The organism is Synechococcus sp. CBW1002 (assembly GCF_015840915.1).
Classification (GTDB): Bacteria; Cyanobacteriota; Cyanobacteriia; order PCC-6307; family Cyanobiaceae; genus CBW1002.
This window is the reverse complement of record NZ_CP060398.1, coordinates 343,064-362,670: the sequence shown is the minus strand read 5'-3', so window position 1 is coordinate 362,670 and position 19,607 is coordinate 343,064. Positions and strand designations below refer to the sequence as shown.

Below are 19,607 nucleotides of genomic sequence, written 5' to 3'. Positions count from 1 at the left end.
CTGGCTCAACCCGAGGCACACACCGCCCGGGGAGCCCTGCGGCCTCTGCTCTTTCGCAGGAGAACTGAGCCAAAAGCGGGTCAGGGGGCTGAGGCTTTGTTCACTGACGCCTGAGCCGTTCTCGCCATGCCCCAGATCGACCTGCTCCTCGCTGCTGAGCTGATTGTGGTGCTGCTTCTCGTCGCCACCATGGACGCAACCTCCCCACGGGCGGAGGCGGCGGAGCCGCCAGTGGAGGAGCCAGGGCTGCCCGTGCAGTGGACTGCCGAGAGCGACCTGCATGCCCAACGCATCCTGCGGCTGGAGAGCCGCCGGGCCGAAGGCTCTGCTCCCCTGCGCTGAGGGCAGGAGCGATGGCCCTCCTTAGGATCGGTTGGCTATCGGTAGCGGGTCAGGAGGGTTCCGGGATGCTCGGCGGTGCAGACCAAAAAGCCCTCTTTGATTACTGGCACGACCGGGTGCGGCTGACCAACCTCAAGCGCCTGGGGGCACGTGAGCACGTCACCACCCAGGAGCTGCGGCATGAGTGCACAAACTACGACGAACTCAGGCGGCTGAAGGCTGTGCAGGAGCTCGATGAACTGGAGCGCTGCCGCGTCATCGCGATCATCAAATACGAGTGCACCGCGAAGGTGCTGCAGCGCCGTACGGGCCTGCTGCGCGACTATGCCCGCCAGTGTGAAGAACAGGCCCTCTATCATCGTCAGAAACAACGTGGGCTGCTGGCAGTTATCAGCAAGCTCAAAGACATCCTCAAAGGGAAGGATGGCACCATTCTTCGTCTGGAGTCGCGGATTAAAGCGCTTCAGGCGGAGAACGAAGTCCTGCGAACGGAGCAACAGCAATCCAAAGCTGAACGCCAACGCGACAAGGAGCTCGATGCGCTTCAGCGTGCCTACGAGGCTGAGGTGGAGCGCCGAAAGCAACTGGCCAAAAACAACCAGAGTCTCGGTGGCCGCGTCGCCCACGCCAACCGCTACCGGCGTGAGCGCGATGAGCTGAGCGAGGCCCTCAGGATCGAACGGCAGACCAGCCAAGCCCTGCGGCGGGAGCTGGAGCAACTGCGCAGCGGTGAGCAGCTCGGGCTCGGCCTGGCTGAGTGAGCACCATGGCCCGCAAGTCGTCCCCACCAGCGAAAGGAGCAAAGCCAGCCCCCAAAGCCAAGGCAGCGGCCAAGGCAACCGCCAAAGCCCCGGCTAAGGCCAGGCCCCCGCGGCAGAAAGAACCCTCGCTGGCCGACCTCAAACGCCAGGTCATGGCCCTGGCAAAGGTCTCCAGCACCAAGGAGCTCAAGCGGGCCAACGTGGATCTGCGCCATCTCGATTTCCGCCTCAAGGCCAGCTGGCGCTCCGCCTTGGAGGTGCTCCAGCAGGCGGCGGCGGCCATGGCCGAGTGGGAGCGCAACCCACCGGAGGAATACAAGGAGCTGTTCGCCGAGATCGATCAAGCGGCTGCGGCCTACAGCGCCTCGATTGAGCAAGGGCTCAAGCTCAGCAGTCAGCTGCTCGATGCTGCCGACGACCTGGAGGCCCTCTCCGCTGAGCTGCAGCAGGAGGCCGAAGAGCTCAAGACAATCGAGCAGGCCTCCCGCAAGCAGCGCCGGGCGCGCTCCCTCAACTGATAGCAATGCCAGTCTTTGAGACCGCGGCTGAACAAAGCGGTAGTGGCGCAACGATTCAGCTGCTCCAACTGACGATTTTGACGCTTTGGCGTAAGATCGGCCCATGACTGCGATCAGCCCGGCTCTCCTCAGTGATGTGACCGCCGTCCTGCGGCAGGCTGGTCGAAGCGACCTGGTTGATCGGCTGGTCGCGAGTGCTACTGCTGCCCCGCTCACCAGTAAGCAGGCCGCCACCATGCTTGGGGTGTCGTCGGCCAACACCGTGAAGAACTGGCTGGAGGGGGGGTGGTTCCCTGGGGCCTATCAAACGGCTGGCGGACACTGGCGCTTCCCGCTGGAAGACGTGGAGGCCGTGAGGTCCCGGTTGGAAGACCTGCGCGATCGCAACAGCCGCAGTGATCTGACACCTGTTGATTGCGGCGACGCGTCGGCCGACTTGCCGCTGTCTTGAACCAGTTCAGCGCAGAAACTTTCGCATCGTCAGTATTGGATCTCCATCATCACGCTGAAATGGGCCGGCTGGATCCGTGACAAAGCCGACTTTCGTGTAAAAGCCGATTGCTCGCGCATTGGTCGAGCGCACCCATAGCTTCAGGGCAACACAGCTCGCTTTGGATCGCGCCTGTTCCTCCAGGTAGCCCATGATGGAACAGGCGTAGGACTGACCCGCTGAAAAGGGATTCGTCTGTCCTTGAAAGGCTTGGTCGACGCCAAACATCGAGATCACCAAAACCTTGGCTTTCGAGTCGCTCGCGTCATCAGGATGGGGCTGGTTGCGGAAGCTCACGGCCGCATATCCCACAACGGCTCCAGCCTCTGCAGCGCGGAAAACATAAGTCGTGAGCGAACCTCCCTTGCTTTGCTCTGTAAACCATTCGCGGGTCCGGAAGTATTGATCAACCCTTCCCTGGCCGCTGCAGAAGACATCTAAGAAAGGATCATCCGGTTCAGCCCGCTCAACGAAGATTCCCTGCGCCATGATCAACAGTCCCCATGTTGCTCAGTATAGGGAGGGAAATCTTTCCCCTCCCTTGTTTCGTTCTGGTTTGCCGAGCTGCGGCCAAGGAATCACTTTTTAAGTCATCTGTATCCCTTCAACCGTTGACCTCGTCAATCGTGGTCTCTTGCTCCCAGGCTTTGGCGATCGAGCGATCCAGTCGCCGCAGGAGCGCCACAAAGCTCTCCCCCTCGCGCCGCACCAGCATCACCGGACAGTCGTAGCTGGTGCTGGCGGAGGCCACGCAGTCGATCGGACCAACACGCCCCACCGTGATGTCACCACCTTCTTCCAGGATTGCTTCGATGTAGGGGTAGGCCATGGAACGCGTGGTGTCTGGGGCTTGCGGTTGCCTTTGTCGTGCGGCCGTTCAAGCGGGCTGATACACCGCCAGGGCAGTCTCCAGTGCCCGGTGTCAACTACGTAGGCGGCCGCCTACGTAGGGCCTCCTGAGAATGGGCAGACGGGTTGCACCGCAGTCGATCTGAGCGATTATCAACGGTAGAATGTGGGCAAGTCGGCTCAATTCCGCCGAAAAGCCGCCCAGAGTTTTCCACATGTATCGACGCGAGCCTCGTCATCAGCTCTCGTTTGAGGACTTCTTCCTGCCATTTGGCGGCAAACTCTCCCCCCAGTGTCAGCAAAGAAGTCCGCTCGGTTTGACCCGTCCACCTGGGGGCCCAACCGACGACTATGCAACCGCCCTATGACGCCGCTCTGCGGGAAGCCGTCCGCCTGCGGATGAGCCCTCCGAACCTTGAGAGCGTGGCTGAGATCGCCCGCGACACCGGGATCACGGCGCAGACCATCTACAACTGGCGGAGCCAGTGGCAGAAGCAGGGCCAGCTGGTGCCTGCCACGAACCGGCCGCCGGAGCAGTGGAGCGCTGCCGACAAGCTGGCAGCCGTGATCCAGGCCGCAGGACTGAACGGAAGCGAGCTCGGGTCGTTCTGCAGGGAGCGGGGGCTGTACCCCAAGCAGGTTGCCCGTTGGCGCCAGGCCGCCGAGGATGCCAATGGCCCCAGCGCGCCGAGCATGGCTGATCAGCGGGAACTGCAACGCAAGAATCAGGAACTGGTCCGGCGGAATCGCCAGCTGGAGCGTGAATTGCAGAAGAAAGAAAAAGCACTGACAGAAGCGGCGACGTTGTTGATGCTCTCAAAAAAGTTCAACCAGATCTTTCAACCGGACGAGGATCCTTGATTCCGTCTGGCGATCGCGGTGCGATCGTCGCGCTTCTACAGGAAGGCATCAGTCGTGGCCTTTCGGCCAAGGCCATTGCTGATCTTTTCGGCCTGGCGACACGCACGCTGAGGCGATGGGGCTTGATGATTCGGACCCAGGGATTCAGCTGCGATCAACGCAAGGGAGCGTCCAGGCATGTCATGCATCGTTTCAGCGAGGAGGAGCGCCAACAGGTGTTGTCCACTGTCAACGATCCACGCTTTGCCGATCTCACGCCTGGTCAGATCGTGGCGATCCTTGCCGAGGAGGGAGTCTACGTGGGATCGGAGTCAACGATTTACCGCATCATGCGCCAGGAAGGCCTGTTAAATCATCGCGGCAGGAGCCGCCCACCGCGGGAGCCAAGAGAGCCACCCGTGCTGGAGGCAACGGGCATCCATCAAGTGCTGGCCTGGGATATCACCCTGTTGCCGGGGCCTGTGAAGGGTCAATTCTACTACCTTTATATGGGGACTCCTGAAAAATCCAGATCCATTGCGCCGCAGCTGGTCTCAAGCATGAGAAACCGCTAAAGTGGCCGTGAATCAGGCAATCCGTGATTGCCTTTACTCCTGATCGTTCCATATGTACCGGAGGCACAATAACGGTCAGATCTCAATCAAGGAGTTCCACCTGCCATTTGGCGGCACACTTGATCCCGAGAATCGCTGGGTTCAACTGGAGGGGCTGATCCCATGGGATGAGCTGGAAGAAACCTATGCCCCTCAATTCAGCGCCACAATTGGCGCTCCAGCCAAATCAGTGAGAATGGCCTTTGGTGCTCTCTACATCAAACAGAAGTTAGGGCTCACCGACGAAGAGACAGTCCATCAGATCAGAGAGAACGCCTATATTCAGTTCTTTCTCGGCTTTGCGGGCTACACAGCTAAGGCACCGTTTGATGCCTCGATGATGGTGCACTTTCGCAAGCGTTTTTCTGACGAGGATCTGCGCCGTATCAACGAGCTGGTGGTGCAGCGCGGCAAAGAGATCCTTCTGGAAGCACTTGCTCAGGCAGCAGACGATGACGACCATGATGATCGTGATTCCAGTGGAGGAGGCGCTCAGCTAGAACTTGATGCGTTGATCAAGCCTGCTGACTGGCCAGAAGGAAAGAATTGGGGCACTCTCACGATTGATGCCAGTTGCACTCCAGCCGACATCACCTATCCCAGAGACCTCAAGCTCCTCAACGAGGCTCGCACAACGACCGAGCGAGTCATTGATGATCTGTGCAGTCAGTCATCGGGATTCAGGAGACATCGACCTCGCTACGACCGTGGCCTTGCTCGTGCTCATTTCCTGAGAGTGGCGAAGCAAAAACGACCACGTCGCCGCAAAGTGAAGGCTGCCATTAAACATCAGCTTGGCTATGTGCGGCAGAATCTCAAGGCCATTGATGCTCTGATCGGCTGCGGGGCAAGGCTTTCCGAGCTTAAGAGGCATTGGTGGCAGAAGTTGTTGGCCTGCAGCGAGTTGGAGCGGCAACAGGGCCTTCTGCTCGCCTCTCAGACCAACAGCATTCCAGACCGCCTGGTGAATCTTGTGCAGACCCATATCCGCCCAATGGTGCGAGGCAAAGCACGTGCTGCGGTGGAGTTTGGAGCCAAAATCAGTGTTTCGGTTCAAAACGGCTTTCCGTTCTTGCACCGCATAAGCTGGAACCCCTACAACGAAGGAGAAGACCTTATCGCTCAGGCGGAAAAATACAAGCTGGATACAGGATCTTACCCAGAGCGAATCTGCGCCGACCGGATTTATATCACGGCCAAGAATAGGCATTTCTGCACGAGGAACGGTATTCGCCTCTCCGGCAAGCGATTGGGTCGCCCGCCCAAGGATCCTGATGTCACCACTGCACACAAGCACCAGCTCCGATCTGATCAAGCTCGACGCAATGAAGTGGAAGGCGTCTTTGGCTCTGGAAAGCGCAAGTATTCCCTGGATCTGATCATGGCTCGTCTACCAGCTGGTGCCGAATCCTCCATCTCGATGGCCTTTGTCGTGATGTGCGCGGAAAAGGTCTTGAGGCTGCTGCGCCTCTTTTTTGTCCTTCTTTTTGGGTGGATCTACAGCTTTTTTATGGCCTGGTCAGCGATCAGAGCGCCTGAGGGCATCTGCAAGCCATGCTTTTGAGATCTGGCCGACTTGATGTCACCGCGCTTGCCAGCCTGATTAACGCGAAGCAAACGGACGAATCCGGCGCCGATGGGCCGAGAATCTTTTTCAGGAGTCCCTATATGGTGATGGATGTGTGGAGCCGGCGCATCCTTGGCGTTGAGGTGCACGATCGTGAATGCGGCGAACTGGCCAAGCACTTCTTTGATCGTGTCTGCCGTGACGAAGGGATCAGCTCGGGGTCGACCACGATCCTGCACGCCGATAACGGAGCACCCATGCGCTCCTACACCTTGGCCGCCAAGCTGGCCGAGCTCGGCATCTCCCTGTCATTCTCGCGGCCGCGGGTGAGCAATGACAACGCCTACGTTGAGTCATGGTTCCGAACCATGAAATATCACCAGAGCTATCCAGTGCGTCGTTTCCGGGATCTTCTCTCAGTGCGTGCCTGGGTCGATGGTTTTGTTGACTGGTACAACGCTGAGCATCGTCACAGCGGCATCAAGTATGTGACGCCCAATCAACGTCACTACGGAGAAGCTGACGCGATCTGCAGAGTCCGTCAGCAGACCTATGAGCAGGCGCGTGCGCAACATCCACGCCGCTGGGCCAGGCCACCTCGCGATTGGGCTCAGCCAACAGTCGTGCGGGTCAACCATCCCAGACCGCAGGACACTGTCGCTGCTTGAAGATCAGAAACCCAGGCCCCAGGGGGTTGTGGTTGGACCGCCCGCAAGAGGCGGGCCGGCCTCAGCCTCCGACCGGGGGCCGGCCGCTCAAGCCTGCGCTCCTGATCAACGCGCGATGACGATCAACATCCGATCTCGAAGCCCATGATCCTCCATCCGGAGTAGGCTTTCTGAGGTACTCAGATCAGTACCCTGAGCGGACATCTTTGCTGATAGGCGCCGCCCTGTTGTCTTCCCATGTCCCAATCACCATCTCTGTGGGCTTGTCTGGGTTTTCCCCGTTTCGACTGGCGATTGCCCGGTGGTCGGGTGCGGGTCGACAGCCCCTTCGAGCTGTTCCTGGAGCGGAGGGAACGGGGCGAGAGCTGGGGGCTGGCCCAGCCATTGGGATCCTCCGACGGACTCACACTGGAATGGGTCACCTATCCCTTGCCGCTTGATCCGTCCTGAACAGACCGGGACTTCCTCGCGCTCAGGCTGATCAGGGTGGCGGCGAGCACGCAGCCGGCCCCGATCACCACCGTGCCCGTGATCGGTTCGGCGAACCACAACACACCCCAGAGCGTGGCAAAGACCACCTGCACGTAGTTGATGGACGTGGCGCGTGCCGCCGGTAGTGCGGCCAGGCCCTCCGTGAGCCACACCTGACCCAGTTGGGTCAACAGCCCCACGCCGATCAGCCAGAACCATTCGGTGAGGGTGGGCCAGACGCCCTGCCCCCAGAGCAGTGGCAGGGCCACAGGCACCGAGATGAAGGGGAAATAGAACACGATCACCAATGGGTGCTCACGCACCGAAAGGCGCCGCACGCTCACATAGGAGAGGGCGGTGAGCAGGGCCCCTCCCAGGCCGATCAGCACCGCCAGCACGGGTAGGTTCCGCACCGTTTCTCCCATCCATTCGGGCTGCACCACCAGGGTCACCCCCAGCCAGCCGAGCAGCACGGCGAGGCCGATGCGCTTGCGGAGGGGTTCCCCGAGCAGCAACCAGGCGGTCAGCGCCGTGAGGGTCGGATAGGTGTATTGGATCAGGGTGGCGGCGGCCAGGGGCAGCCGTGCCAGGGCCTCGAAGAACAGCAGCAGGGCGCCGGTGCCCAGGGCCCCCCTGAGCATCAGCAGGGGGTGTTGGTGGCCCCAGGGCGAGATCTGGGCTTGCTGGAGCATGGCGAGGGTGATCGCCAGGCTGATCACGGAACGCACCAGCACGATCTCCGCCACCGGCAGCCGACCGCCGAGATGCTTCACGCACACGGTCATCAGGCTGAAGGCCAGGGCACAGGCCACCAGCAGTCCGCAGGCTCGCCATTCCGCATCCGACTGTCGACCACGCAGGGCCTTGAGCAGGCTCGCCATCCCCATCCAGCGCTGATCGCCTGTCAACCATGCCACCCGGCTCCGGGTCTCGCAGAATGCGGGGATGGCGATGCCCAGGCTCCACCCGCGCACGATTGACGCCGTCAAGGAACGGGCCGACATCGTCGACGTCGTCGGCGAGCACGTGGTGCTCAAGAAGAAGGGCAGGGAGTTCGTGGGGATCTGCCCTTTCCACGACGACAGCAAGCCGTCCATGACGGTGTCCCCGGCCAAGCAGTTCTATTACTGCTTCTCCTGCGGCGCCGGCGGCAATGCGATCAAGTTTCTGATGGAGCTGCAGCGCCGCAGCTTCAGTGACGTGGTGCTGGAGCTGGCGCGCAAGTATCAGCTGCCGGTTGAAACCGTCGAGGGCCCCCAGCAGGAGCGCCTGCGGCAGCAACTGTCCCGTCGTGAGACGTTGCAGCGGGCTCTCACCTTGGCAGCCGGCTGGTTCCGCAGCCAGTTGAAAAGCGCCGGCGGCGCTGAGGCCCTCGCCTATCTGAAGGAGAAACGGGGGCTGCGGGAGGCGACGCTGGAGCAGTTCGGTCTCGGCTATGCCCCGGATCAGTGGGATGGTCTGCTCAAGCATCTCCAGAAGGTGGAGGGACTCGCTCCTGAACTGCTCGAAGCGGCGGGGCTGGTGGTGCCGCGCAAGGGGGGGAATGGCTTTTACGACCGCTTTCGCCATCGGGTGATGGTGCCGATCCACGACCGCCAGGGCCGGGTGATCGGTTTCGGTGGGCGCAGCCTCGATGGCGGCGAACCGAAATATCTCAATTCACCGGAAACGGAGGTGTTTGAAAAAGGCAAGCACCTGTTTGGATTGGATCGGGCCGCCAAGGCGATTCGCAAAGCCGATCGCGCTGTGGTGGTGGAGGGATACTTCGACGTCATCGCCCCGGCGCCTATCAGCAAAGATGTCCGCTCAGGGTACTGATCTGAGTACCTCAGAAAGCCTACTCCGGATGGAGGATCATGGGCTTCGAGATCGGATGTGAGGTGGTCTGGCTTTTCTGGACAGGCCCCATCGTTAACCTCTGAGGCGGGGTACCGCCCCTGAAAGGGGCTCCCACCGATGAGCAAGCGCCGCACCCACAGCCCCGAGTTCAAGGCCAGGGTCGCCATGGAGGCGATCAGTGGCCGCAAGACGATCCAGGAGATCGCCGCCGACCACGCCATCCACCCGATCCAGGTGAGCCAGTGGAAGCGGCAGCTCCTGGACGGTGCCAGCGAGCTCTTCACCCGAGGCAAGAAGACCAAGGACAAGGAGGAGGGGCAGGCCAAGGAGGCGGAGCTGTTCCAGCAGATCGGACGGCTGCAGATGGAGCTGGAGTGGCTCAAAAAAAAGTCTCAACTGCTCTGATGCCCGTGAACTGCGCAAGCTGGTCGATCACGACCACCCCGAGCTCAGCATCAGCAGGCAGTGTGCGCTGCTGGGGCTGCCTCGATCCACGCTGTACTACCGGCCGACACCGGTCCGTGTATCGACGCTGCGGATCATGGCCAGGATCGATGCTCTCTACCTGGAGGATCCCTGCAGCGGCAGCCGCCGGATGGTGGACTATCTGGCCCAAGATGGTATCCCGATCAGCCGAGATCGAGTGCGAAACCTCATGCGGCGCATGGGATTACGGGCGATCTACCAGAAGCCCCGGACGACGGTTCCAGGTGATCCGTCCGTGCGGTTCCCCTGCCTGGTGGACCTCACGCAGGTCACGTCGGTGGATCAGGTCTGGGCGACCGACATCACCTACATCGGCGCCTATCAGCAAAGATGTCCGCTCAGGGTACTGATCTGAGTACCTCAGAAAGCCTACTCCGGATGGAGGATCATGGGCTTCGAGATCGGATGTTGATCGTCATCGCGCGTTGATCAGGAGCGCAGGCTTGAGCGGCCGGCCCCCGGTCGGAGGCTGAGGCCGGCCCGCCTCTTGCGGGCGGTCCAACCACAACCCCCTGGGGCCTGGGTTTCTGATCTTCAAGCAGCGACAGTGTCCTGCGGTCTGGGATGGTTGACCCGCACGACTGTTGGCTGAGCCCAATCGCGAGGTGGCCTGGCCCAGCGGCGTGGATGTTGCGCACGCGCCTGCTCATAGGTCTGCTGACGGACTCTGCAGATCGCGTCAGCTTCTCCGTAGTGACGTTGATTGGGCGTCACATACTTGATGCCGCTGTGACGATGCTCAGCGTTGTACCAGTCAACAAAACCATCGACCCAGGCACGCACTGAGAGAAGATCCCGGAAACGACGCACTGGATAGCTCTGGTGATATTTCATGGTTCGGAACCATGACTCAACGTAGGCGTTGTCATTGCTCACCCGCGGCCGCGAGAATGACAGGGAGATGCCGAGCTCGGCCAGCTTGGCGGCCAAGGTGTAGGAGCGCATGGGTGCTCCGTTATCGGCGTGCAGGATCGTGGTCGACCCCGAGCTGATCCCTTCATCACGGCAGACACGATCAAAGAAGTGCTTGGCCAGTTCGCCGCATTCACGATCGTGCACCTCAACGCCAAGGATGCGCCGGCTCCACACATCCATCACCATATAAAGGTAGTAGAATTGACCCTTCACAGGCCCCGGCAACAGGGTGATATCCCAGGCCAGCACTTGATGGATGCCCGTTGCCTCCAGCACGGGTGGCTCTCTTGGCTCCCGCGGTGGGCGGCTCCTGCCGCGATGATTTAACAGGCCTTCCTGGCGCATGATGCGGTAAATCGTTGACTCCGATCCCACGTAGACTCCCTCCTCGGCAAGGATCGCCACGATCTGACCAGGCGTGAGATCGGCAAAGCGTGGATCGTTGACAGTGGACAACACCTGTTGGCGCTCCTCCTCGCTGAAACGATGCATGACATGCCTGGACGCTCCCTTGCGTTGATCGCAGCTGAATCCCTGGGTCCGAATCATCAAGCCCCATCGCCTCAGCGTGCGTGTCGCCAGGCCGAAAAGATCAGCAATGGCCTTGGCCGAAAGGCCACGACTGATGCCTTCCTGTAGAAGCGCGACGATCGCACCGCGATCGCCAGACGGAATCAAGGATCCTCGTCCGGTTGAAAGATCTGGTTGAACTTTTTTGAGAGCATCAACAACGTCGCCGCTTCTGTCAGTGCTTTTTCTTTCTTCTGCAATTCACGCTCCAGCTGGCGATTCCGCCGGACCAGTTCCTGATTCTTGCGTTGCAGTTCCCGCTGATCAGCCATGCTCGGCGCGCTGGGGCCATTGGCATCCTCGGCGGCCTGGCGCCAACGGGCAACCTGCTTGGGGTACAGCCCCCGCTCCCTGCAGAACGACCCGAGCTCGCTTCCGTTCAGTCCTGCGGCCTGGATCACGGCTGCCAGCTTGTCGGCAGCGCTCCACTGCTCCGGCGGCCGGTTCGTGGCAGGCACCAGCTGGCCCTGCTTCTGCCACTGGCTCCGCCAGTTGTAGATGGTCTGCGCCGTGATCCCGGTGTCGCGGGCGATCTCAGCCACGCTCTCAAGGTTCGGAGGGCTCATCCGCAGGCGGACGGCTTGCCGCAGAGCGGCGTCATAGGGCGGTTGCATAGTCGTCGGTTGGGCCCCCAGGTGGACGGGTCAAACCGAGCGGACTTCTTCCTAAGAAACACCAACGGCCAACAGGGATCTCGGCTGACTGACCACACCTCAAGCAGAGGCAACAAGTTGAAAACCAAGGGCAATGGCGCGTCGCTGGAGACCACGAATCTGACGATCCCTTGATTCCTCCTGATATGCGGCAGCACCGGGATCCTGATATACCAAACCATCACGGAGCGTCTTGTAGTAAAGAATGGCAAGCTTTCGGGCAGTAGCAATTAATGCTTTACTCTTTCCGGCACGTGCTGCCAGACGACGTTGAAAAGCACCCAGTGCAGTATTCGTTCTTCCCAGCGGTACGGCAGCCATCCAAAAGGCACTACCTGCTCGCGTAGTGCCCTGTCGTGTTCGTGAAGAAAGTACCTTTCCCCCTGAGATCCTGTTCTGAGGACTGAGTCCCAGCCATGACACAAAATGCTGGGCACTGGGCCAGCGCTTCATGTCCAACCCACACTCACTAATGAGCGTGAGAACTGTTGTTGGTCCTAATCCCGGAAGCCTTAGAAGATTGTGGCCTGACAAGGCTTGAATTAGGTGGGTTGGGTTAAATGCAAAGCCATGTCCGCATATCTTCCAATCCCCAGGTTGACTGCCTGGATCTTGATAGTCCGAGCCGGCAAGCTCTGTCATCAATGATTGTGCCGCAAGCTCGCAGGCCCTGATCTTCTCTGAATAGGTGTCAAAGAGCTCAACTGCGATCTTCAAAGAGAACAAGTGATCGTCTTGGTAGTTCCCCTCAAGAGCAGCCGCAATTGTTGCCGCGCTCTCCTTGCAGCGTCTGTCTCGGAGAGAAGCGAGTCTTTCGGGGTCCCTCTCACCTGAAAGTATGGCATCGATGATTCGCCTACCGGTTAGTCCGCTGATATCTCTGACAACATGATGAAGCTGAAGATTCATAAGCATCAGCGCCTTCTGGATGTGTTGCTGATGAGACGAGCGGTATCGAACAAGTTGATCACGCTGCCGCAGATATGAGCGTAGTTCTGTGATTTTTTGGTCTGGACGAAAGCTTGCTCTCACCAGGCCGTAGCTGTGGAGCTGCTGAAGCCATTGTGCATCGTTGATATCCGTCTTGCGGCCCGGAACATTCTTGGCGTGCCTGGCATTAACAAGAAAGACGTCAATGCCTTTGCCAGAGAGAATCTCGTAAAGCGGAACCCAGTAGATTCCAGTGGACTCCATGGCAATGGTGCTAATTCCAACTGCCAGCAGCCATTCGGCGAGTGCGATTAGATCCTTTGTGAAGCTTGAAAACTTGCGGACGGGATTCGGATCAAGCTCGACAGGAACAGCAACAACGTGGAATCTACTGCCGACATCAATTCCAGCGGAACGAGGGTTAATGACTTTCAGACGAGCTCGGCGCTTGCCTGCTGAAATTGGTTCTCCCATGGCTTAAGGACTCACTAGGTGATCGGGAGGGCATCAGGCAGGATTCGCGCACTAAAATCAGCAAATTCCTAATCGGGATCGGCCGACTAACTCATTGGTCAGTCGAGCCGTCGCCAGGGCAGGGAGCGCAATTCGAATCCCAGGCCACGTTTGCTTTCGGGGTCAGGCCTCCAAAGATGTCATCGGCCATGGCCCGATGTCCTCATGACCAGAGTGGCAAGGGCGCTCTGGCTTGGCCGTGGGTGTTTCGGGCGCGAGGGCGTACGCGCGTACTGGTTCGTTTGCTGACACTGGGGGCCCTTCACGCTGCCGGCATCACCAATGCGGTGGCGTCTCTGGGCACGGCGCTCAGCGGTCAGCAGATCACCCAGCTCTGCCGTTGCACCGACAGCAGGCGCATCATCCTCAATTTCGATGCCGATCGGGCCGGTGTGCGTGCCGCCAACCGGGCGATCGGTGAGGTGGAGCAGCTGGCCCTTCAGGGGCAGCTCGAATTGCGGGTTCTCCACCTGCCCTCGGGCAAGGATCCGGATGAATTCCTCCAGGAGCATGGCGCCGGCGACTACCGCGCCCTCCTGGATCAGGCGCCGCTCTGGCTCGATTGGCAGATCGAGCAGGTGCTGGAGGGGTGTGATCTGGATCGGGCCGACCAGTTCCAGCAGGCGGTGTCAGGGATGGTGCAACTGCTGGGCAAATTGCCCCAGTCCGCACTGCGCACCCACTACCTGCAGCAGGTGGCCGAACGCCTCAGCGGTGGTCAGAGCCGGGTGGCCTTGCAGTTGGAAGACGACCTGCGTCAGCAGGTCAAGGGGCAGCGCTGGCATGGCCGGGCAGCCCGCTTTGAAGAGCCGGGCGAGTCGAGTCAGCGGGAGCGTTGCGAAGCCCAGCTGTTGATGCTGTATCTCCATTGCCCGTCCCATCGGCCGGAGATCCGGCGCGAGCTGCGTCAGCGGGAGCTGGAGGATTTCGGCCTTCAGCACCATCGCCTGCTCTGGGCGGCCATCAGTGAACTGGAGGAAACCAACCTGGGTGCGGGACGGCTGGAAGCGATCAGTCGGGGCGATGATCCCGGCGATGCGCTGGCCGATCTTGAATTGGCGCGACTGCTCACCGATCAGTTGTTGCTGGAGAACAGTGCTCTGGTCACCAGGCTGACTCCGCTTCTGGAACCAGGCGAGTTGCAGCGACTCAGCCTGGAGCATCCTCTGCAGCAGCTGCGAGGCACCGCTGCCATGCTCGAGCGCCAGAAAAGTCTCAAGCGCTGTCGCCATCTGCTTGAGGCCTGGAGTGGCCAACGGCTGGAAACGCTCGAACGCTGCATTGCCGCCTTGATTCAAGAGGAACAGCAGGACCCCCAGCCCTCGGTCGACATGGAGCAGCGCATTCAGTCGATGTTCGAAACGCTGAATGTGGATGCCTTGCGTTTTCAGCAGTTGTATTACAGCGAGCGTCAACATCTGTCTTTTCTCGATCAACAGCGCTGCGCCGGGTCTGCAGCGCCGACCGTCACCCAAACTGAGACGCTTCCACCGGCAGCTTGATGGGCATCTTTGAGCGGTTTCTCAGTGTGTGGGTGGCCTTGGCGATCCTGGCCGGCGTGGTCCTCGGTGCGGCTGTGCCCGCATGGCCGGAGGCGATCGCTTCCCTGGAGGTGGCTGGGATCAACCTGCCGATCGCTCTGCTGATCTGGGGGATGATCTATCCGATGATGCTGGCGGTGGATTTCGCCGCGATCGGTGGTCTCAGCCGTCAGCCCCGCGGTCTGCTCATCACGGTGGTGGTGAACTGGCTGATCAAACCCCTCACGATGACGGCGCTGGCCTGGCTGTTCATCCGCGGCTTGTTTTCCGCCTGGATCCCTGCCGAGCTCGGGGATCAGTACGTGGCCGGCATGATCCTGCTCGGCGTGGCTCCCTGCACGGCGATGGTGTTTGTGTGGAGCCGTCTCAGCGACGGAGATGCCAACTACACCCTGGTGCAGGTGGCGGTGAACGATCTGATCATGGTGTTCGCCTTCGCACCGATTGCCGCCCTGCTGCTGGGGGTGAGTGAGGTTCTGGTGCCCTGGAACACCTTGATTGCCGCTGTCGGCTTGTTTGTGGTGGTGCCGCTCACGGCCGGCTGGCTCACCAGGGTGTTTCTCAACTCGCCCGGTCGGATTGAGCGGCTGGAACAACGCCTGAAACCGCTCACTGTGGTGTGCCTCATCGGCACCGTGTTGCTGCTGTTCATGGTGCAGGCCGGATCAATCCTGGCGGATCCCCTGGCCATCGCCCTGATCGCCGTGCCCCTGATTCTGCAGACCTATCTGATCTTCTGGATCAGCGCCCAGTGGATGCGCCTCTGGAGGCAACCGCATGCGATTGCTGCGCCTGGAGCGATGATCGGAGCATCGAATTTTTTCGAGCTGGCGGTCGCCGTGGCCATCAGTCTGTTCGGTCTGCAGTCCGGCGCTGCGCTCGCCACCGTGGTGGGTGTGCTGGTGGAAGTTCCGGTCATGCTGTCGTTGGTGGCGATCGCCAACCGCAACCGTCGTCTGTTTCCCACGGGCCATGTCTGAATTTTTTGAAGCGATCTGGCACGGGGAGGGCATCGGCGATGGCGGCGACCTGCAGGAAGCCCTTCAGGCCTACGTGGCGGTGAAGCCCGTCGACAACGACTGGATCGAGGCCTGTGCCGCCGAAGGTGCAGCCCCTCGGATCGAACGCTTTGCCTCCTTCGACGCCTATCTCGACAACGAGGATGCCCTGGAGACGATCCCGGTCACACCGCAGATGATCGTGGTTGCGATCGAGCAGCTCCCGGTCTGATCTGATGACAACGTCGTCGTTTGATTTCGCCAGCTGCACCCCCGTCAACCACCTCTGGCCAGCACCGATCTGCTTCGGGAGCAGACCGGCCTCAACAGCCATGGCGAGCGCATGGTGTTGCTGTTCAGCCAGCGCGAGCAGGCTGTGCAGCTGCTCCAGCAGGCTTGGTAACAGTGATTCTGACGATCAAGCTGAGCTATCGGCCATCCATGAGGGTGGCTGCTTCTGGAGTAGAAATGTCACAGTCTCGGCACCTTTCGGATCAAGCGTTGACAATGCTATCTCGATTCGCTAAAAAATAAAGATTGATCCTTGATCCAAGGCATGAGCTTTTACTTCACTCCTAACCAGATTTCTGGATTCAAAGCAAATCCAAGTTCGATTACCCTGAATAATCCCTTAGGGTTGATTTTTACACGGGTTGATTCTGGGCAAAATTCATATGAAATTTTCTTATCACCAGCAAAAGATAATGGCAATAATTTGAATCCCAATGTCTTTGAGAGTCGTGGCGCAGACAGGAATTCCATTGCTCAAGCCAATTTTTCATTGGATAATTGGCTTGAAACTGAGAATCAATCGATATCAACTTCGCAAATTGCTACCAATGGAACTGTAAATTCTATTTTTAACCCTGGTGATTACACGCTGAAGATCAGGAAAGAAGGCACCTCCGAAATTATTGAAGCCAAAACATATGAATCAAGTGCCAATACTTTACTAGCTACTTTCGAAAACGGAGTTGAAATTCAGCTTTCATCTTTAAACACTGTCATTCAGCTTTCATCTGATGCCCTAAGTAAATCATGGGCAAGCGACCTGAAATATTCAAATGCCAATTATCTTACTGCTATTAATACGCTCAGCAGCAATGATCCATCAGGGTATCCACAAATTGAACTGAGTCAGCCAATAAAAGACACAAAGGGGCGTATCAAGGTTGCCTATCAATTCAATCAATATGATCCTCTGTTTGGCATTGGTGGCATCAATCCAATTATTGAAACTGACGAGAAAGGTCGTGTTATTCCCAAAGCAAGCGATGAGATTTTAAAGAGTGCAATCATACCTTCCTATGATGAAGTTTTCAAAAAAGACAGCACCAAAGCTGATAGTTTCCCTTGGTACGCTGCGGTAATCAATGATCCCACTTCAGCAGCTGAGAACCAACAATCAGCATCATACTTTTACTTAAATGGTAGCCTGAGGAAAGGTTTAGTCGATCAATCTGATCAGTATGACTTGAATTTAGTCAATGGAACCAATAACAACTTAGACCCTTATGGTCGTTTTCCAGATACTGTTGGAGTGGCTGGAGCAAAATTTGACGACTTCCAATTTGCTGTCACATTATGGGTGCCAGAAAGTTCAGTCTTTCGCCCTAAAGGAGGTGGCTTTGATCCTAATAATCCGTCTTATACAGACTTTCAAAAGCCTAGCAATACCCAATCCGGCGCTCTTGAAGGGTTTGCAAAGCAAAAAGACGGTAAATATACCTTTACAATCCCTGAAGGTAAAGATATCGAGTTCTACAATCCAGAAATAGGTGAAGGATTGCTCAAAACAGTTTATCCTGATGCAAAGGGCCAATCAACGCTGAGCTTCAGTGATTGGTATAAAAATTGGTGGGAAAATAATACTTTGCTAAACCAATTCCCGTGGACTGGTAATGGTTACACCTATGATTGGTATTATCCGACTGACAAAGATTGGTTTGCTGATACGCAGCTTGGGCCTGGAGTTGGTGAACTTGTGCAATCCTGGAGGCCAGAAAAACCCCAAGATATCAACGATTGGGTGTATGAAGTTGTGGATGTTCAGACTATCCCTGAGGCTATGGGTGCAGAATCAACAGCAGTTGGAGCGAATTGGCAATTAAATATCAAAAAATTGGGCGTTCTCGATGCCACTGTTCACATTTATGAAGCTGACTCTATAACTGGCATGATAACAGATAAAGAGAAGAATCAATTTTATCCCGATCAAGATATCTATTTAAGTAAAGCCATCGAAAATGCTAAGCACACATTCGATTCGTCCGAGCTTCCTGCCTATCGTGGTGAAAAAACTTACGCTTTAGGGGAACTCGAAACAAATACAAATTATGGCTTTGTTGTCGAAGTCAATGGAAATACCTTCGGAACTTATGGACCCACATCAAGTCAATTTGTTGGCCTGTCCTCGTTAAACTCCGACAGTTCACTTTCTATTGGCTTTGAGGATACTGTTAATGGAGACAATGACCTCAATGACTTGATTTTTATTGTTTCAAATTTGATAGCTTAAAAAATTAAAAAATGAAGTTATTACTTAAAACTTTAGTCAACAATTGAGTTGACAGCCAGAAGCGAACCTATGCTGAGGCTTGAATAACCCATCTTTGATGCCAGACCATCCTCGCCGTGACCGTTCTCCAGCCGACGATGGTCTTTATCTTGTCCCCTACTGGGTGCAAGGAGGACGAACTTGGTTCGTGATTCTGGCTGCTCTTCTCGGTGGAGGAGCGATTCTGTTGTCTTCAGCTGCCTGGTTCGGGCGTCGTGGATTCTCAAGCGGTTTTGGCTACGGTGCGGCGGCAACAGTCTGCTCGTTGGTCAGGGACGACAAGGTCCTGACCCCCGAGGCGGCTTCCACCCAACTGCAGGCATTGAAGCTCAGCTTCGCCAGAACCGGTGTGATCGATGTCAGCCTTTTTCAAAATGGAGTCAGCGAGGTGGCCGCCTCTCTCGATAATTGTGCGTTCCTCTCCCCTCGCTGACGTCATGTTCAGGCCCGACCACCGGCACATTGCCAGCTCGGATGTTGGCCTATGGCAGCCCATGAGTGGTTTCCACCCATGCCGCAGCTGATCGCAGCTGATCCCCTTGGGTCACTTCACACCATCGGACGCTTCTCTGGGAACGTGGCTTACAGTGATGATTTGATTCACTGAATGGTTGATGGATGGTAGCGCGTTCATTGAATCCACAAGGGAAAGTCTGCACAAGCTTGCCAGCCTTGTCGTTGACTCTCGTTTGATGATTGTGGCTGGTGACCTTTCACCGGGCTTCATGGTTGTTGCCTATGAACGAATCAATCCAGGACTCCGCCTTGTGTCTTTGTGCACATGCGCATCAGAAGCTCATGATTTGATTCTGGAGCATCAACCTAGCCATCTGATTATCTGCAGTGATCTCGAATCCGGAGATGGATCTCAACTTGCAGCAGAAATCAAACGTCAGCATGCTACGAAACGCGTCATGCTGATCCAGCGTTCTCCCCATATAGGAGGGAGCAGAGAAGCGTGGACGGCCGGTTGTGAAGTGATTGTTTTACGCCGGAAGACAGGAGGTGGACGACTATTTGATGCCTACCGTACCCTTTTTACCGACGGAGCCTTTTGTGATCCTGATCTCCAGCGACAATTGCTTCGTAGTGACTGTCATCCTCAAACCGAAAAAATAGAAAGCTTGACCACGCGGGAGGAGGAAGTTCTCGTCGAAATTGTCTACGGTCTCACGAACGGCCAGATCAGCGAACGATTGGGCATCAGTGAGGCGACGGCAAAACGGCATGTGTATAATCTGATGCAAAAGTTAAATGTCAGCAACAGGGCTCACCTTGCGACACGCGCCTTACGTACTGGCCTATGTAGTTGGGGACTGGCTGATAACGGCCCGCCGCGAATGTCACTATCATCAAAATAACGCAATCGCCTGAACTTGGGACTCGTAAATATTCAGATACAGGGCCTACAACTTTTGATGGATGTCTCAGTGCGACTCCAGTCGGACAATGAGGAGGCATGTACATCCTGTGTTCATCAATGAA

The 19,607-nt window shown here is 57.6% G+C and carries 22 protein-coding genes and 2 pseudogenes; 18 read left to right on the top strand and 6 right to left on the bottom strand.

All coding sequences use genetic code 11. The annotated features are described in order from the left end of the window. The first annotated feature begins 126 nt into the window (after positions 1-126). The 4 genes from H8F24_RS01725 (at position 127) to H8F24_RS01710 (ending at position 2,072) form a co-directional block, all read left to right on the top strand. On the top strand, positions 127-342 hold the full coding sequence (locus tag H8F24_RS01725) for a hypothetical protein (RefSeq protein ID WP_197170679.1): 216 nt from the start codon (positions 127-129) through the stop codon (positions 340-342). Positions 343-407: 65 nt separating this feature from the next. Then, entirely contained in the window at positions 408-1,103 is a 696-nt protein-coding gene (locus H8F24_RS01720; protein ID WP_197170678.1) for a hypothetical protein, read from the top strand. 5 nt (positions 1,104-1,108) lie between these two features. Next, positions 1,109-1,621, top strand: a complete 513-nt coding sequence (locus H8F24_RS01715; protein ID WP_197170677.1) for a hypothetical protein — start codon at positions 1,109-1,111, stop codon at positions 1,619-1,621. 103 nt (positions 1,622-1,724) lie between these two features. Continuing rightward, on the top strand, positions 1,725-2,072 hold the full coding sequence (locus H8F24_RS01710) for a helix-turn-helix domain-containing protein (RefSeq protein WP_197170676.1): 348 nt from the start codon (positions 1,725-1,727) through the stop codon (positions 2,070-2,072). A gap of 6 nt (positions 2,073-2,078) precedes the next feature. Here H8F24_RS01710 and H8F24_RS01705 read toward each other — a convergent pair whose 3' ends face one another. Beyond that, the gene (locus H8F24_RS01705; RefSeq protein WP_197170675.1) at positions 2,079-2,600 is read right to left on the bottom strand and encodes an N-acetyltransferase; all 522 of its coding nucleotides are present in this window, start codon (positions 2,598-2,600) and stop codon (positions 2,079-2,081) included. A 115-nt stretch (positions 2,601-2,715) separates the two neighbouring features. Further along, positions 2,716-2,940: a hypothetical protein gene (locus H8F24_RS01700; RefSeq protein WP_197170674.1), complete on the bottom strand. Its 225-nt coding sequence runs from the start codon at positions 2,938-2,940 to the stop codon at positions 2,716-2,718. Between the two features lie 371 nt (positions 2,941-3,311). Here H8F24_RS01700 and H8F24_RS01695 point away from each other — a divergent pair, with 371 nt between their 5' ends. From H8F24_RS01695 to H8F24_RS01675, 5 genes are all read left to right on the top strand, one after another. Beyond that, on the top strand, positions 3,312-3,821 hold the full coding sequence (locus H8F24_RS01695) for a transposase (protein ID WP_197157219.1): 510 nt from the start codon (positions 3,312-3,314) through the stop codon (positions 3,819-3,821). Next, positions 3,818-4,375 carry a helix-turn-helix domain-containing protein gene (locus tag H8F24_RS01690; RefSeq protein ID WP_197170673.1) on the top strand — a complete coding sequence of 186 codons (558 nt, stop codon included), beginning with the start codon at positions 3,818-3,820 and terminating at the stop codon, positions 4,373-4,375. The genes H8F24_RS01695 and H8F24_RS01690 overlap by 4 nt, the downstream gene beginning before the upstream one ends. Before the next feature lie 52 nt (positions 4,376-4,427). Next, positions 4,428-5,978 carry an IS5 family transposase gene (locus H8F24_RS01685; protein WP_197155761.1) on the top strand — a complete coding sequence of 517 codons (1,551 nt, stop codon included), beginning with the start codon at positions 4,428-4,430 and terminating at the stop codon, positions 5,976-5,978. Further along, positions 5,969-6,649, top strand: a complete 681-nt coding sequence (locus H8F24_RS01680) for an integrase core domain-containing protein (protein ID WP_231598022.1) — start codon at positions 5,969-5,971, stop codon at positions 6,647-6,649. Before H8F24_RS01685 ends, H8F24_RS01680 begins: the two co-directional genes overlap by 10 nt. A gap of 237 nt (positions 6,650-6,886) precedes the next feature. Further along, positions 6,887-7,099, top strand: coding sequence for a hypothetical protein (locus H8F24_RS01675; protein WP_197159365.1), 213 nt, complete (start codon positions 6,887-6,889; stop codon positions 7,097-7,099). Here the strand turns inward: H8F24_RS01675 and H8F24_RS01670 are convergent. Continuing rightward, positions 7,072-8,001, bottom strand: a complete 930-nt coding sequence (locus H8F24_RS01670) for a DMT family transporter (protein WP_197170671.1) — start codon at positions 7,999-8,001, stop codon at positions 7,072-7,074. The genes H8F24_RS01675 and H8F24_RS01670 overlap by 28 nt on opposite strands. Positions 8,002-8,065: 64 nt before the next feature. On the opposite strand from H8F24_RS01670, the pseudogene dnaG reads away from it, so the two are divergent. The 3 genes and pseudogenes from dnaG to H8F24_RS18960 all read left to right on the top strand — a co-directional run. After that, positions 8,066-8,899: pseudogene (gene dnaG / locus H8F24_RS01665) on the top strand (DNA primase); the annotation flags it as partial. A 177-nt stretch (positions 8,900-9,076) separates the two neighbouring features. Further along, positions 9,077-9,364 (top strand): transposase, encoded by a 288-nt coding sequence (locus H8F24_RS18965; RefSeq protein WP_231597691.1) that lies wholly within the window; start codon positions 9,077-9,079, stop codon positions 9,362-9,364. Positions 9,365-9,500: 136 nt separating this feature from the next. Beyond that, positions 9,501-9,800 (top strand): IS3 family transposase, encoded by a 300-nt coding sequence (locus tag H8F24_RS18960; RefSeq protein ID WP_231598021.1) that lies wholly within the window; start codon positions 9,501-9,503, stop codon positions 9,798-9,800. A gap of 179 nt (positions 9,801-9,979) precedes the next feature. Here H8F24_RS18960 and H8F24_RS01655 read toward each other — a convergent pair whose 3' ends face one another. The 3 genes from H8F24_RS01655 to H8F24_RS01650 form a co-directional block, all read right to left on the bottom strand. Beyond that, positions 9,980-11,038 (bottom strand): IS3 family transposase, encoded by a 1,059-nt coding sequence (locus H8F24_RS01655; protein WP_231597781.1) that lies wholly within the window; start codon positions 11,036-11,038, stop codon positions 9,980-9,982. Further along, entirely contained in the window at positions 11,035-11,544 is a 510-nt protein-coding gene (locus H8F24_RS18955; RefSeq protein ID WP_197169601.1) for a transposase, read from the bottom strand. The genes H8F24_RS01655 and H8F24_RS18955 overlap by 4 nt, the downstream gene beginning before the upstream one ends. 99 nt (positions 11,545-11,643) lie before the next feature. Beyond that, entirely contained in the window at positions 11,644-12,987 is a 1,344-nt protein-coding gene (locus tag H8F24_RS01650) for an IS110 family transposase (RefSeq protein WP_231597702.1), read from the bottom strand. A gap of 296 nt (positions 12,988-13,283) precedes the next feature. Here H8F24_RS01650 and H8F24_RS01645 point away from each other — a divergent pair. The 6 genes and pseudogenes from H8F24_RS01645 to H8F24_RS01620 form a co-directional block, all read left to right on the top strand. After that, positions 13,284-14,528, top strand: a pseudogene (locus tag H8F24_RS01645) (toprim domain-containing protein); the annotation flags it as partial. Further along, positions 14,528-15,547: an ACR3 family arsenite efflux transporter gene (arsB, locus tag H8F24_RS01640; protein ID WP_197170670.1), complete on the top strand. Its 1,020-nt coding sequence runs from the start codon at positions 14,528-14,530 to the stop codon at positions 15,545-15,547. The pseudogene H8F24_RS01645 and the gene arsB, both read left to right, overlap by 1 nt. Beyond that, positions 15,540-15,797 carry a hypothetical protein gene (locus H8F24_RS01635; protein ID WP_197154068.1) on the top strand — a complete coding sequence of 86 codons (258 nt, stop codon included), beginning with the start codon at positions 15,540-15,542 and terminating at the stop codon, positions 15,795-15,797. Before arsB ends, H8F24_RS01635 begins: the two co-directional genes overlap by 8 nt. 324 nt (positions 15,798-16,121) lie before the next feature. Beyond that, positions 16,122-18,083, top strand: coding sequence for a hypothetical protein (locus H8F24_RS01630; RefSeq protein ID WP_197170669.1), 1,962 nt, complete (start codon positions 16,122-16,124; stop codon positions 18,081-18,083). A 97-nt stretch (positions 18,084-18,180) separates the two neighbouring features. Beyond that, positions 18,181-18,555 carry a hypothetical protein gene (locus tag H8F24_RS01625; RefSeq protein ID WP_197171906.1) on the top strand — a complete coding sequence of 125 codons (375 nt, stop codon included), beginning with the start codon at positions 18,181-18,183 and terminating at the stop codon, positions 18,553-18,555. 181 nt (positions 18,556-18,736) lie between these two features. Beyond that, positions 18,737-19,483 (top strand): response regulator transcription factor, encoded by a 747-nt coding sequence (locus H8F24_RS01620; RefSeq protein ID WP_197170668.1) that lies wholly within the window; start codon positions 18,737-18,739, stop codon positions 19,481-19,483. The last annotated feature ends 124 nt before the right edge of the window (positions 19,484-19,607 follow it).